This is a genomic window from Rufibacter sp. JT20002 (assembly GCF_056491185.1).
On sequence record NZ_JBSZJY010000005.1, the window covers coordinates 40654 to 53930 of the forward strand.

Here is a 13277-nt window from a genome sequence, read left to right on the forward strand (position 1 = left end):
CCCATGAGATGGGTGATTTAGAATGACCTTACCAGTAACATGAATACAAGATGGGTAATGATTGCCAGTGCTTTGGTGCTGGCCATGGCAGGGTTGGGCCTTACCTTTCTTCCCGAGGAAGTGGTCCAAGCCATGGGGTTACCCCTAACGGATAGTATTCGTGTTGTTTTCCAATTGTTGGGGGCCTTGTATTTTTCCTTCGGCATGCTGAACTGGATGGCCAAAGGAAGCCTCATTGGGGGTATCTACAACCGCCCTATTGCCTTAGCCAACTTCAGCCATTTCTTTATTGCCGGTCTTGCCTTGGGTAAAGAGTTCTCCCGCTCGGCCAACCTTTCTCCCCTCCTTCTGGCTCTAACGGTTGGGTATTGTGTGTTTGCCCTTCTCTTTGGGATTATTCTTTTCCGGCACCCCTTACCCGATAAAACAGCTTAAAAAATCCATCATTACAGAACCCATTTCCCCTATAAAAGGACTGCCATTCCTCAGAAAGAAGTCTTTCTACTGGCTGTAATAAAACTTTGTTGGTGCTGACTAATAGGCCAACTGGGTGATGCCCCTATGGAGGCTAGAAACCCTGCTTTCTAATATTGGTTTATCTAAAACAAAGAACTTCCTATGAACGTCTTGACTCTGAACTACACCGATACTGTTAAGATTGAAGTTGACAACTCCTTCACCGGCCTGGAGACCATCAAATGCAACGGCGAAATTGTCTCTGAAAAGAAATCTCTATTGGGGGAAAACCACCGGTTTGAGCGGGAAGAAAACGGGGAGGTGGTGCAGTACGAAGTACGCATCAGCATCAAGCACCTCACCCGGGTAGGAATAGACATCTACCGAAACAACAAAGTTTTGCTCCTAAGCTAAAGCAAATGCGTCATGAAGAATAATTGGCGATATGAGATTTCCGAAAGCCGTTTAGAAGGTAGTTTCCTCAAACCTTCCCGAAACGTTTCTAGAGACATATATTTCTTCTTGCCCAGCTAGTTAATGGCGAGTTCAGCCGGAAAACTCAAGGTGCTTTTCAGGAATAAACGGGCTTCATTTAACCACCAGGTGGGCAAAGGCTTTATAAATTCCTGCTGATTGAAGAGGAGGCTACTTCTTTTTGAACATAGTTGCCTTAAAAAGGTATATGGTTTATCTGTATTATTTTTTACCTTTAATCAAGTGCTTCTTATCTAACTCGTTACAATTATGGCCAAAGGAAAGACACCCACCAAAGAGAATTCAAAAAAGGCACCTGCTAAAACTCTGAAAGAAAAACGGGCTGAAAAGCAGCAGAAACGGGATTCTAAAAGAGATTAACCTGTATTACACGTATTCTTGCTTAGCCTCTGGCTTGGCTGCCTTAGGAGATTGCTTTTAAGGCAGCCAAGCCAGAGGTTTTCACTTTCAGGCTTACCGCTAACTTTTACTTTATGCCGCATCCGCAAGCTACCTCCCAAGAGCCGAACCAAATTTCAACTAATAGTAGCTCCTTGGTAATGCCCAAGCTATCGGTAAGGGAATTAGAGGAGAAAGACATTGAGGCGCTGGCTCATTACTGGTTGGAGGCTGACGCGGCCTACCTGCAGGGAATGGGGGTTGATTTGGCCAAACTTCCTACCCGGGCAGAATGGGAAGAAATGCTGATGCGCCAGATACAAACCCCTCTTAACCAGAAGCAATCCTATTGCCTTATCTGGCAAGTCGATGGGCAACTAGTAGGGCACTCCAATGCAAACAAAATTATCTTTGGTCAGGAAGCCTTTATGCATTTGCATCTCTGGAAACCCGACAACCGGAAAATGGGGCTAGGCACTGCCTTCGTGACCCTAACCCTTCCCTACTTCTTCCAAAACCTACAGGTCAAGAAACTTTATTGCGAGCCCTACGCCCTAAACCCCGCTCCGCACAAGACCTTGGAGAAAGCAGGTTTCCGGTTCGTGAAAGAATATACCACCACCCCAGGTTGGATTAACTTTGAACAGCCCGTAAAGCTGTGGGAGATGCCAATAGAGCGTTTTCAGGCTTTACAAGGGCAACCTGGGCTTTAAACCACCCATAAAATCATGGACACTAAAGAAGCTTATAATACCTGGGCTTCCCAGTATGACACCAACCAAAACAGAACCAGAGACCTGGAAGCACAGGCCCTACGTAACACACTAGCCTCACTTACCCTTGAGAATTGCTTAGAGATAGGGTGCGGAACGGGCAAGAACACCGTTTTTCTGGCAGAAAAAGCCCAGAAGGTTACCGCTGTTGACTTTTCTGAAGAGATGCTAAACAAGGCACGAGAAAAGGTAAACGGGGGCCATGTGCAGTTCTTACAAGCCGATATCACAAAGAAGTGGGACTTCGAGACGGAGCTTTTTGATCTGGTCACGTTTAGTCTGGTGCTAGAGCATATCCAGCATTTAGATCACATCTTCCGTGAAGTCAACAACAGCTTGGCACCGGGTGGGTATGCTTATGTAGGAGAACTCCATCCGTTCAAACAATACACTGGCACCAAAGCCCGGTTCGACACCCCTGCAGGTAGACATGAGGCGGAATGCTTTATCCATTCTATTTCAGAATTTACCCAAACCGCAAAAAGGCATGGGCTGGCCTTAGTAGACGTGAATGAGTACTTTGATAACAACGACCCTGCCTCTATCCCCAGGATCCTCACTATTCTTTTCCAGAAAAGGTAAACCTCAGCACACATCCCGAGTAAGGACCTTTTCTGCAAACAAAAGGCTTTGAGCCACGTTTGAATAAATCGGGGCTTAAAAGACTATTCCTGCTCTCCTAAAAGTTAATTCCAAGTGTCGTTTTTCAGTAGGGAAGCGCAGGTAAACTTTTTTGACAAATTTTCTGCCTAAGAATCAGGATGCAACAACAAAGAAGCCTCTAAGACATAGTCAAAGCTTAATATTTTACGTAAACATTTAGGTGAATGTATTTTTAAACAAGCCTAACCATGAACTTTACATCTACCAGAATTGAGGATATTCTGTTTGACGCCGCCCGCAAAGGAGATGTGGTGACGATACAGGAAATGATTGCCGAAGGCGCTGACATCAACATCCAGAACGGCCGGGGGTTCACCCCTTTGATTCTGGCTTCCTACGAGGGACATTACGAGGCTACGAAAGCTCTGCTTGATGCCGGGGCAGATGTAAACATGCAAGACATGAGCGGCAACACCGCTTTGATGGGTCTTTGCTTTAAAGGCTACGCCGATATAGCCGAACTCCTTATCTCGCGCGGGGCAGACCTAAATATTCAAAACTACAGCGGCGGAACCGCCTTGATGTTCGCGACCATGTTTGGCCGCCATGAACTGGTGAGACTAGTGGCTGAACACGGCGCTGACCAGTCCATCCGGGATAGCCGCGGACTTACCGCCGTAGAAATGGCCGATAAGATTGGCAACGAAGAAGCGTTGAAAGTACTCAGCCACGGGTAATTACCACATTCGCCGCTCCTCACTTTCTATCAGAAAGGGGTAAACCGCTTATCTTCTTAGAAAAAGAGTGCTCCCGGGCAGATGTTAGGTTGTCTTTAAGATAAACTTCTCTACACCTGCTCGGGAGCACTCTTTTTGAGTTAAGCTTAGAAAACCTATACCACCGCTTTGTCTGGATGAAATACCTTCTATCAGCATCTTTAAATGCCGTTCATCTAAGCCATAAAACAATTCGGATGTTTTATGGCTATTTTTTCAGAAACACCCCAAAACACCCGATCTGCTTTTCCATCAATTTCTGTAAAACCCTCCAAAACCAGCCTCTTCAATAAACATCTTGTTCTCCACAATAACTATTACCTGTTGAGGGTGGGAGTTTATTCTGGTTGTCAAATGGAACTTTATGACTTTGTAAAAAACGCCTAAGCTACTTTGCTACCGAGTGCCTCTAGATGGTAAGTAAATCTGGAAGCCCAACCCCAAGGACAACCCGGTGGTACCTGAGTCTACGTCTATGTTGGCATGGCTCCGGACCAAGTTTAGGGTTCCCTCTAGGGATACGTTGGTAGCCACAAAGTGCGCGTAACCAGCACGAACCCCGTACACTGTAGAAAAGAACCGGTCACCTTCGACATCTTCCAGGTTACTTCCGGCAAAACCAACAAGGGCCTCGCCAAACCAACGGTGCGTGGGGGCAGCGCCCTCCGGAAAGTAATACCTCACAAAAGGCGTAAGTCCATAACTAAAAAACTCCCCGCCGTCAAAGATTTCCAGGCCAAGTTGCACCTGCGTTCCAATAACCGCGTTGTCGCTAATGAAATATCCAGCTCTGGGTTGTACGGAAAAAGTAAAAGTTTCTGACTTAAAATTATGGCCAATTGAACCCAGGTCTGCTCCAATCATCCAATTTCCTTGTCTCACTGCCGTACTTTGAACGGGTGCCGTGGTTTGCGGAGGGGTGATGGTCTGGGCCATAGAACTTAAAGCTACAGCCATCACCAAAAAGAAAGTGAGTAATGATTTTTTCATGATTTTAAGATTTAATTAAACTATATATTAATTTATAACGTGTTCATTTTCAATAGGTCTAATAAAAAACAGTGTTTATTGGCCATATTTGTCATAAAACACAAATTGTAGGATTTAAATAGTGAATCATTAGAACAGGAATGGCAATACGCATTTAACTAAGGATAAAAGCGACCTTAGTGGTGACGGGATGATTACTGCAATTGTCTGGCTAAGCCAAGTTTGCTTTTAACCTTATTAAGAGGAAGGGAAATGTAAAAGCTTTTAAATTGAGCGATGTGACTTGGCCCTGTATAAAGAACAAAATCTCTATAACTGCACCTAAACGAACAGAAACTTCACAACCCTCCTGCCCTATCAATCAAAAGAGATCGCAGGTAATTTTGATGAGACAAAAGCGGGCTATACTTTTAAGACAACAGGAAAGAGAGTACATCCCAATGAATGCTCTTCAGCTTTACGTGGAAGGTTAGATGACGGTCTTGTGGGTTATGGTCTCCCTGATGGGAATGTTTTCCTGCTTTTTACCTAGAATAAGCCGGTTATCAGAGTTGTAGGTAAAGTAGTTCCAACCCCAATTCACCAACACACCCAACTTATTCCGGAAGCCAACAATGGAGATCAGGTGTATGAACATCCAGATAAGCCAGGCAATGAAGCCCTGCGACTTGAGGTCCTTGCCAAACAGCTTCAGGTCGGCAACGGCCTTGTTTTTACCGATGGTAGCCATAGAGCCTTGGTCTTTGTACACAAAGGGCTCTAACGGCTGATTATAAAATAACCGGACCAGGTTCTTGCCTAACAGTTCTCCTTGCTGCAAGGCAGGCTGGGCCAGCATAGGATGTCCTTGCGGGTTCTCAGGGGTTACCATGGCGGCTATATCCCCAATGGCGAATACATTATCATAGCCTACCACCCGGTTGTAAACGTCCACCTGCAGCCGGTTACCCTTCAGGAGGCTTTCCGCCTTGAGCCCATTCACGGGATTTCCGGTAACGCCCGCCGCCCAGATAAGAGTACGGGTGATCAAAGTTTCGCCATTGTCCAAAGTGACGGTGTACCCGTCATAGGATTTCACCCTTCTGTTTAGCCAGACCTTCACTCCCATCTCTTCCAGAAACTGCTGCGATTTCAAAGAGGCTTCTTTAGACATGCCTTTCAACAATTCGCCCCCACTTTGGATAAGGTGAATGTCCATAGATTTGAAATCCAACTCAGGGTAGTCTTTGGGAAACACGTGTTTGCGCAATTCGCTTAGGGCGCCGGCCAACTCCACGCCCGTAGGTCCGCCGCCCACAATCACGTAATCCATGAGGCTGTTCAGCTGTTCATCGTCATCTAGCTGCAGGGAGCTTTCAAAGTTGTCCAGGATGGTGTTCCGGAGATTGATGGCATCCTCCACGCTTTTCATCGCGATGGCGTTCTCCTCCATGAGCTTATCCCCGAAATAGTTGGTGGTAGCCCCGGTGGCAATGACCAGGTAATCATAGCGGATCAGCCCGATGCTGGTTTCCACCAATTGCTGCTGGGTGTCTACGCGCTGCACCTCGGCCAACCTAAAGAAGAAGTTCTTCTGATTGGCAAAAACCTTCCGGAACGGGTGAATAATGGAGTTAGCCTCAATAGCCGCGGTAGCAACCTGGTACATAAGGGGCTGAAAAGTGTGGTAGTTCTGCTTGTCAATGAGGATCACCTGCGCATCAGCGTTTCTCAGGGATTTCACCAGTTCCAGTCCGGCAAACCCGCCGCCAATAATAACGATCTTGGGCTTACCGGTACTCGCGATTCTTGCGTAATTTGCCATGATTCTCTTTCAAGCGTATCTACTCCAAACCTAGTTAAAACAAGGCACTCTTCCCCAGATTTCTGCTGGTTTAACGCTTTTTTAGGGTTTGGGTCCATTTACGTGGGAAGCCAGTGCTGTTCTGGGTATATACAGAAAGTAAATGGCTAGGTTTTAAGAAGCCAATAAAAAGCCCTGTTGGTAGCCCTTCTGAAAAGGCCACCAACAGGGCGGGAATGGAGCAGCATTTAGCATGCGCTTCTTGCCGGTTATTTCTTTAGCTTGTTCTTCTCTTAGCCTCTGTTTGAAGCACTTTCAGCTCATCTTGGGCCGCTTTCAACCGGCTTTTAGCGGCTTTTTCTCGTTGCTCGGCTTCTTTAGTGTCTTGCTCGGCCCTGTCTACCTCCGCCTTGAGCGATTCAATTCTTCGTTGCTGGTCTGCCACGATGGGGTCACTGGAATACCCCCCAATACCGGTTAAGGCTGAACAGCCCACCATGAACGGGAAAACCAAGGTTAAAGCAAAAGCAAGAATATTAGTTTTGAATAACTTCTTCATCTTTCATACATATTGATTTACCTATCCTTACGATTAAAGATAAAAAGTTGTTTTTCAGCCTTTTTCAACATTAAACGTGAGTCTTAGGGGAAACTTTAAGGCTAAAGAACAGAGCAGACCCATTTCCATTTCTGGCAAACCGCTTTGAAAATATATTGATCACCCAAAGAATCAAGCTAATAAGCCAAAAGCCTACTACTGGTTTGGAGGCCTTTTGATAAAAGCAGCTCAAAATCAGCAGTAGGCTTTATGGCAAACGTAATGGTTGTTTGCCGGTAATTACAAGGCCGGGTGCGTATCGGCTTTTCTTCTGAGGGTTCTCACTCTGGTAGGATCCATTTCTTCAGGTCTGGAAAGGGTACCCACCACCAAACCTACCAGCCCCATGGCCAGGAAGGTGTTACGGGCTTTGATGTTTTGGGAGAAGCCGAACATCCAGGGAGCCGCCAGGGAGAAAACGCTGGTGGCGAAATCAATGGCCAGGTGGGCTTTATACGGCATTACCTGAACCGCTCCCCACTCGGCTTTGGTTATAAGCGCCGATACCAGGGTAGCACCTCCAATGGCGCGACAAAGGGTAGTTGCGGTTTCTTCTTCGGTGAAGCCAACTGCTTCTGGGGCCGAGGCTACAGTGGGGATATAGGCCACTTCAGCAATACCGTGCATGGGCCGGGTGATTGGTTGCCACATAGTTTTTCTAGTTTTAAAGTTGAAACATGAAAGCTGTTACCTCACAGCTTTCTTCTTTTGGAATTTGTACGGTACCAAGGTTGGTTTGTTTTTACCTTGTACCTTCCGCTTAAAACTATCATACCGCTGTTTAACCAAAAAAGGGCTTTAAACGCCCGTAATCCAATTTCATATGGGAGCTTATAAGGCGCTATACCCCAGAAACTTGCCTATTTTTTCCGCTAGACTTAGCTTAAACGCGCCTATCACTTATACAAAGCTTCCATCAATGCTTCCTTTGGCATTGGACCTCTTCAGAAGCAGGTCACACCCTAAAACCCACATTGGCCTCAAGGCACGCGTTTTATAATTCTTACTGTTTTGGGTCTTGGTTTATGAAAGCAGCCCTTAAAAGTAGTACCCTTTAGGCAGAATAGCCTCGGTGAGCAGATCTAAGCTCCAACCGAATGAGGGTCGTAAGGCGTTCGCTCAAGGTATCGCTGATCACTTTCAGCTCTTCCTGCGAATATTCGTAAAAATCTAAACTATTGATGAAATCTACAGCGTCTGAACAGGCCACTAAATCTGCCTGACAAATAATGTGAAGCACCGTCTCCAGGGGTATCTTTTTCTTCATACAGATTTGATTGATTTGCTTACACGATAAAACCAAATTAACTGATTTAAATTCCAGATCAAAGCAGAAAATGGTAATAATCAATCATTTACGGTATTTACCGCAAGGCTTTTGGGGATTTACACGATGCACGTTTTTATCCTTTCACGCGTATTCATTGAACTGTGCTAAGAATAATTTAACTGTATTAATAGCCGAAAAAACTTAATTATACTTACATCGTCTTTTTATATAAATATTTAAATAAAATTTTAATTTATTCAAATATGTGTTTTTGCTAGTTGTTTTGATAAAATCCCCTTCTAAAAACTCCCCCTTGACCTTTTATTTTCTAAGCCAAATTGCCAAATGCATCTGAATTGCCCCGTCCAAGGGTAGAGAAGAGGTACAAACATCTGATGGAGGGGCACGTAAGCTTTAGTATTCTCCATGCATTACTTGGATGAGGCACTTTGGTTACTCAGATAATAAGTGGATGGATGGAGGTTTCTACCGTCAAATGCTTGAAACATTCATGAAAAAGAAGAAACAATGGTCCTCCTTTTAACTACAACATACCATGGAAAGAAGTAACCAAGCTGCCACAAACTACCACCTTCGGGAATTAGGGGACAGTAAGTACGAGGTGGCGAAAGGCGAATCGGACATAAGGGGTTGGAAGGTAGGCGATTCACAAGGGAACATGGTGGGTAAAGTAAAAGAACTCCTTTGCGACCCGCAGGCGCTGAAAGTTCGCTACCTTATTGTAGATCTTACTGGGAACGCCCTAGATCTGGAAGCACGTGACATTATGGTACCCATTGGGTTAGCCGAGGTGCACGAGGCAGAAGATGTGGTCACGGTTCCTAACATAACAGCAGAGCAAATACAGGCGCTCCCCCGCTATGAAACTCACCACCTCACCGCAGAAACTGAACGGCTGGTGCAACGGATTTTTGTGGGCGAACATGTGTACGGCACTTCTCCTACCCGGCAGCCCGGCCAGCAGGATTATTATAACCATGAACAATTCAACCACAACAACCTGTACCGGAACCGCAAACCCAAAAACGTGATTGGCTTGTTTCCAGATGCAGCAAGTGCGCAACGGGTTACGCAGGAGTTGATCCACAGCGGCTTTTCACAAGATAGCATTGAAGTTGCTCTTCGGCATTCTTCAGATACACCGGAAGGTCACTCCACCTCCAACTTTGAGCAGTTTTTTTACTCGCTTTTCTCCACCCCAGAAGAAGCGACTACGCACCAGGCAAAAATGCAGAACAGCAATGCCTTGGTAGTGGTACATGCCTACTCACAGGATGAAGCCACTCGGGCCGCTTATTTGCTCGACTCTCCCAGAAATTCTAACTTAGACATAGAAGTTGAACATGCCGCTTCCAGAGTAAACGCCTCAACCCTACCCCCCGCTTCTGATACGACTTCTATATCCGTTATCGAAGAACAAAGGCATACAAACCACAGGGAAACAGAAGTAGATAGCACTTCCTTCCCCAACCATTTGACAGAAAGGTCTGTAGAGGAGCACCCAAAGGTACCAGAAGAACAAATCCAGATTGAGCGGGTACCCTTTGGAAGACCTGTGGCTGATGCAGATTTCGCCAGTTTTCAAGAAGGAACCATAGAATTGAAAGAATACGCCGAGGTGCCCATCATCACCAAAGAAGCCCATGTGGTGGAGGAAATTACCGTAGGTAAGGATGTTGAGGTTCGGGAAGAAGTTATTCAGGACACAATCCGGAGTACGGAGATTCAGATTGAAGATATCAGCAACGACGGCTCTAGGAGTGTTGACCCTTTAAGAAACAATTCGCCTACCGTGTAATACATCCAATACTTACAGCCAGACTTGCGAGAATATAATATGACTTGCAGGTCTGGCTATTTTTCTATCCCTAAATAATGAGTTTTATCCGGATTTATTCACGTCTACCCCTGTCATAAACCTCATTCTGCAGCCAATTTACCAAGATATCCCTTTCTTAATATATTATAATTCTTACATATCTACACCCTACAGCATCTTTCTATTTTATATTTTATAATATTTTGATTTTTAACATATTATTTAAACTTTTCTCATTACATCCGGTTCACAAACCCTTCTAACAAAGTAACCTAAAACAATTAAAATACAATTTATTTACCGTTTTTCAGAAACTTAGCAGAAAAGGACCCGTTTACTTACCCAAAGAGAAAAGAAAATGGATCGGACAACGAATTTTGGAAATGAAACTTACGGAGACAGAAACTCCACGCCCCAAAAACCTGCGAACCAGCCAGACCAGCAGCAAATAACCATTCCGGTCATTGAAGAGCGGGTACATTTGGATACGGAGGTGGTTGAGAAAGGCACCGTTAGAGTCACCAAAACAGTATCAGAGCAGGCAGTGCCCGTGAATATCCCCTTGATCCAGGAAGAGCATGACATCCAGCGGGTACCTATCAATGAATATGTTGACACTCCCCCACCGCCCATCCGGTACGAGGGCGACACCATGATCATCCCCATTGTACAGGAGGTAATGGTAGTGCAGAAACGCCTGATGGTGGTAGAAGAACTGCACATCACTAAAAACCGGGTTCATACCAATGATGTCCAGCAAGTAAGCTTGCGCAAAGAAGAGATTAGGGTGGAACGTATTTCCTCAGATGCACCCGCCAATAACGACTCCCAAACTCACCACAACCTTCAATAACAAATACATTAAATCAATAATCATTCACTAACACACCACAAAACTATGGCACAAACAGTAATTGGAATTTTCGATAGTTCATCAGATGCCCAGAAAGCAGTTCAAGAATTGAAAAGCTATGGCATCAATGATGACCGCATAGATGTATCCAGCGCATCTACCTCCAGCTCCAGCTCTTCCTATGGCAGTGGCAGCACCACTTCCGATTCAACATATGGCAGCACCTCAACCAGTTCTGCTACAACCAGCAGAGACCATGACAATAATGACGGCATTGGCGGATTCTTCCGCTCGTTGTTCAGTGACGATGATGACCGCGCCACCACTTACTCTAATGTGGCCCGCCATTCTGACTGCATTGTAACCGTGCACGCTCAAACAGATGAGGAAGCCCGCCGTGCGGCCCAGATTCTGGATCAGTATGGCTCCGTTGACTTTGACGAACGTGCTACGCAATACGGCTACAGAAGTGGCAGTACCAGCGGCGGTACTTATGCTGGCGGTGCTGACACCAACTATGCAGGTTCTACCACCAACAACGCCCTAGCTGATTCCAGCACAGATTACAGTGGCTCCACTACAGGTTCTACCACAGACTACACCGGCTCAACTGTTGGTTCCACAAATGATTATACTGGCTCAACCTTAGACACCACCCGCTCTGATTTGAATGACACTACCAACATTCCAATTATTGAGGAAAACCTACAGGTAGGCAAACGCGAAATAGAAACGGGAGGCGCCCGTCTGCGCAGCAGAATTGTGGAGCGTCCGGTTGAAGAGCACCTGCGCCTTCGTTCTGAGCACGTACGGGTAGAGCGCCACGCCGTAGACCGCCCCGCTACGGATGCGGACTTTGCTTCTTTCCGTGAGGGAGAAGTTGAATTAACCGAGCACGCCGAAGTGCCTATCGTAAACAAAGAAGCCCGTGTGGTGGAAGAAGTTTCCTTAGGCAAAGAAGTGGAAGAACGGGATGAAGTAATCAGAGACACTGTTCGCTCCACCGAAGTAGACGTAGATAACCTGACCGGCTCCACCGATACAGGAACTACCGGCACCAATTATGGAACCGGAACTGGCACAACCGGCACCGGCTACGGAACCACCGACAGCGATTTAGACCGTAACCGTACGGGCCGCACAGACCTGGACAATGACAGATCAACCTCCATCTAAGTTTGATTTGGAAATGATTTTGAAACGGCTACCCTTTTGGGGTAGCCGTTTTTTTTTGTGCCTTTATTACTTTTAAATGAGTTGCTAGAAACAATGAAGAAAGCCGTAAGCTTGGTTGAAGGAATCTTCTCAGGTCCCAATCTCTAAACTAAAATATGGCAAAGCCCGGGTTCATGCCTTAACTTACCACCATCATGGTTTTTACGTGTATTCAACCCCAACCTTCCTCTATGAAAAGATCGCTGCTGCTGATTGCTATCTTCCTAACCGGTATGATTTCCTTTGCTAACGCCCAGAATCAGAAATTCAAGACGCTTGTCTACTACCAGGATGACACCCTCAAACTGGAACTAGACTTGTTTCTTCCCCAGAAACCGGGCAAGCAGAAGCTACCATTGGTTCTGTTTGAGCATGGTGGTGGCTTTTCGGGCGGGGAAAGAAGCAGTGGGCATAGTTTCAGCGCCTACTTGGCTGATAAGGGCTACGCAGCGGCTACCCTTACGTACACCCTGTACATGAAAGGCAAGAACTTTGGGTGCGACGGCAAATTACCCGAGAAAATCAAAGCCTTCCAGTTTGCGGCCAATCACTTCTGGCTAGCCACGGCTTTCTTCCTGCAGAACGCCGACAAGTACAACATTGATCCTTCCAAGATTTTCCTGGCCGGAAGCAGCGCCGGAGCCGAGGCCGCCTTGCATGCCGCCTTCTGGGATTATAAGGCCATGAACCTATATCCAAAAACCGTTTTACCGGCTTCCTTCAAATACAAAGGCGTCATCTCGGGCTCGGGTGCCATCATGGATTTGAATCTCATCACCCGTAAAACCGTGGTACCGGTCCTGCTCTTCCACGGCAATGCCGATCCGGTAGTGCCCTACGGAACCGCTGCTCACCACTATTGCCCCAGCAACGCTTCTAACTGGCTCATGCTGTTTGGTTCTCATTCTATTTATGAACACCTGGTTAAACTTAACGGCAACACCCGGCTTGTAACCTATTGCGGAGGAGGCCATGAATACAGCGGGGAACTGTTCCACAAGAACCACCAGATATTGGTCAATTTCCTGGATAACGTACTTGCCGGACAAAAAAACCAGGAACACCTGATTGTCGCCACCGGTAAAACCAATGAGCGCGCGAAAGGCTACACGTTCTGTGAGTAAAACAACAACCTACGTTCCTTAACTGACCCGGACATAAAACAGGAACTCCGTTTACAGGCTACTTTTAGAAAATAGCCTGAAAACGGAGTTCCTGTTTATAAGAAGGTTATGGTTCCTGATTCC

The 13277-nt window shown here is 46.1% G+C and carries 14 protein-coding genes; 9 read left to right on the forward strand and 5 right to left on the reverse strand.

All coding sequences use genetic code 11. From position 1 onward, the window contains the following. Positions 1–39 precede the first annotated feature (39 nt). The 5 genes from ACW9SV_RS19730 to ACW9SV_RS19750 all read left to right on the forward strand — a co-directional run bounded on the left by ACW9SV_RS19730 (position 40) and on the right by ACW9SV_RS19750 (position 3442). Positions 40–435 (forward strand): hypothetical protein, encoded by a 396-nt coding sequence (locus ACW9SV_RS19730; RefSeq protein ID WP_479558492.1) that lies wholly within the window; start codon positions 40–42, stop codon positions 433–435. 183 nt (positions 436–618) lie between these two features. Further along, positions 619–870 carry a hypothetical protein gene (locus ACW9SV_RS19735; protein ID WP_479558493.1) on the forward strand — a complete coding sequence of 84 codons (252 nt, stop codon included), beginning with the start codon at positions 619–621 and terminating at the stop codon, positions 868–870. Between the two features lie 554 nt (positions 871–1424). Then, entirely contained in the window at positions 1425–2042 is a 618-nt protein-coding gene (locus ACW9SV_RS19740) for a GNAT family N-acetyltransferase (RefSeq protein WP_479558494.1), read from the forward strand. Positions 2043–2057: 15 nt separating this feature from the next. Beyond that, positions 2058–2684: a class I SAM-dependent methyltransferase gene (locus ACW9SV_RS19745; protein ID WP_479558495.1), complete on the forward strand. Its 627-nt coding sequence runs from the start codon at positions 2058–2060 to the stop codon at positions 2682–2684. 269 nt (positions 2685–2953) lie between these two features. Then, a complete protein-coding gene (locus ACW9SV_RS19750) occupies positions 2954–3442 on the forward strand; it encodes an ankyrin repeat domain-containing protein (protein ID WP_479558496.1) in 489 nt (162 codons plus the stop codon). Between the two features lie 435 nt (positions 3443–3877). On the opposite strand, the gene ACW9SV_RS19755 is transcribed toward ACW9SV_RS19750, so the two are convergent. The 5 genes from ACW9SV_RS19755 to ACW9SV_RS19775 form a co-directional block, all read right to left on the reverse strand. Beyond that, complete coding sequence (locus ACW9SV_RS19755; RefSeq protein WP_479558497.1) at positions 3878–4471, reverse strand: hypothetical protein; 594 nt, start codon at positions 4469–4471, stop codon at positions 3878–3880. A 469-nt stretch (positions 4472–4940) separates the two neighbouring features. Further along, entirely contained in the window at positions 4941–6275 is a 1335-nt protein-coding gene (locus ACW9SV_RS19760) for an NAD(P)/FAD-dependent oxidoreductase (RefSeq protein WP_479558498.1), read from the reverse strand. A gap of 256 nt (positions 6276–6531) precedes the next feature. After that, the gene (locus ACW9SV_RS19765) at positions 6532–6813 is read right to left on the reverse strand and encodes a hypothetical protein (RefSeq protein WP_479558499.1); all 282 of its coding nucleotides are present in this window, start codon (positions 6811–6813) and stop codon (positions 6532–6534) included. Positions 6814–7092: 279 nt separating this feature from the next. Then, entirely contained in the window at positions 7093–7503 is a 411-nt protein-coding gene (locus ACW9SV_RS19770; protein ID WP_479558500.1) for an SPW repeat domain-containing protein, read from the reverse strand. A gap of 403 nt (positions 7504–7906) precedes the next feature. Then, positions 7907–8119, reverse strand: coding sequence for a hypothetical protein (locus ACW9SV_RS19775; RefSeq protein WP_479558501.1), 213 nt, complete (start codon positions 8117–8119; stop codon positions 7907–7909). Between the two features lie 559 nt (positions 8120–8678). Between ACW9SV_RS19775 and ACW9SV_RS19780 the strand changes: the two genes are divergently transcribed. The 4 genes from ACW9SV_RS19780 to ACW9SV_RS19795 all read left to right on the forward strand — a co-directional run bounded on the left by ACW9SV_RS19780 (position 8679) and on the right by ACW9SV_RS19795 (position 13154). Further along, entirely contained in the window at positions 8679–9941 is a 1263-nt protein-coding gene (locus tag ACW9SV_RS19780) for a DUF2382 domain-containing protein (RefSeq protein ID WP_479558502.1), read from the forward strand. A gap of 379 nt (positions 9942–10320) precedes the next feature. Continuing rightward, positions 10321–10815, forward strand: a complete 495-nt coding sequence (locus tag ACW9SV_RS19785) for a YsnF/AvaK domain-containing protein (RefSeq protein ID WP_479558503.1) — start codon at positions 10321–10323, stop codon at positions 10813–10815. 45 nt (positions 10816–10860) lie between these two features. Continuing rightward, positions 10861–11991, forward strand: a complete 1131-nt coding sequence (locus ACW9SV_RS19790; protein ID WP_479558504.1) for a YsnF/AvaK domain-containing protein — start codon at positions 10861–10863, stop codon at positions 11989–11991. A 230-nt stretch (positions 11992–12221) separates the two neighbouring features. After that, complete coding sequence (locus tag ACW9SV_RS19795; protein ID WP_479558505.1) at positions 12222–13154, forward strand: hypothetical protein; 933 nt, start codon at positions 12222–12224, stop codon at positions 13152–13154. The last annotated feature ends 123 nt before the right edge of the window (positions 13155–13277 follow it).

What these genes read in the sequence shown, in the direction of transcription:
- ACW9SV_RS19730 (WP_479558492.1), top strand. Translation starts at nt 40, where the DNA reads ATGAATACAAGATGGGTAATGATTGCCAGTGCTTTGGTGCTGGCCATG.
- ACW9SV_RS19750 (WP_479558496.1), top strand. Translation starts at nt 2,954, where the DNA reads ATGAACTTTACATCTACCAGAATTGAGGATATTCTGTTTGACGCCGCC.
- ACW9SV_RS19795 (WP_479558505.1), top strand. Translation starts at nt 12,222, where the DNA reads ATGAAAAGATCGCTGCTGCTGATTGCTATCTTCCTAACCGGTATGATT.
- ACW9SV_RS19770 (WP_479558500.1), bottom strand. Translation starts at nt 7,503, where the DNA reads ATGTGGCAACCAATCACCCGGCCCATGCACGGTATTGCTGAAGTGGCC.
- ACW9SV_RS19765 (WP_479558499.1), bottom strand. Translation starts at nt 6,813, where the DNA reads ATGAAGAAGTTATTCAAAACTAATATTCTTGCTTTTGCTTTAACCTTG.
- ACW9SV_RS19760 (WP_479558498.1), bottom strand. Translation starts at nt 6,275, where the DNA reads ATGGCAAATTACGCAAGAATCGCGAGTACCGGTAAGCCCAAGATCGTT.
- ACW9SV_RS19785 (WP_479558503.1), top strand. Translation starts at nt 10,321, where the DNA reads ATGGATCGGACAACGAATTTTGGAAATGAAACTTACGGAGACAGAAAC.
- ACW9SV_RS19740 (WP_479558494.1), top strand. Translation starts at nt 1,425, where the DNA reads ATGCCGCATCCGCAAGCTACCTCCCAAGAGCCGAACCAAATTTCAACT.
- ACW9SV_RS19790 (WP_479558504.1), top strand. Translation starts at nt 10,861, where the DNA reads ATGGCACAAACAGTAATTGGAATTTTCGATAGTTCATCAGATGCCCAG.
- ACW9SV_RS19775 (WP_479558501.1), bottom strand. Translation starts at nt 8,119, where the DNA reads ATGAAGAAAAAGATACCCCTGGAGACGGTGCTTCACATTATTTGTCAG.
- ACW9SV_RS19745 (WP_479558495.1), top strand. Translation starts at nt 2,058, where the DNA reads ATGGACACTAAAGAAGCTTATAATACCTGGGCTTCCCAGTATGACACC.
- ACW9SV_RS19780 (WP_479558502.1), top strand. Translation starts at nt 8,679, where the DNA reads ATGGAAAGAAGTAACCAAGCTGCCACAAACTACCACCTTCGGGAATTA.
- ACW9SV_RS19735 (WP_479558493.1), top strand. Translation starts at nt 619, where the DNA reads ATGAACGTCTTGACTCTGAACTACACCGATACTGTTAAGATTGAAGTT.
- ACW9SV_RS19755 (WP_479558497.1), bottom strand. Translation starts at nt 4,471, where the DNA reads ATGAAAAAATCATTACTCACTTTCTTTTTGGTGATGGCTGTAGCTTTA.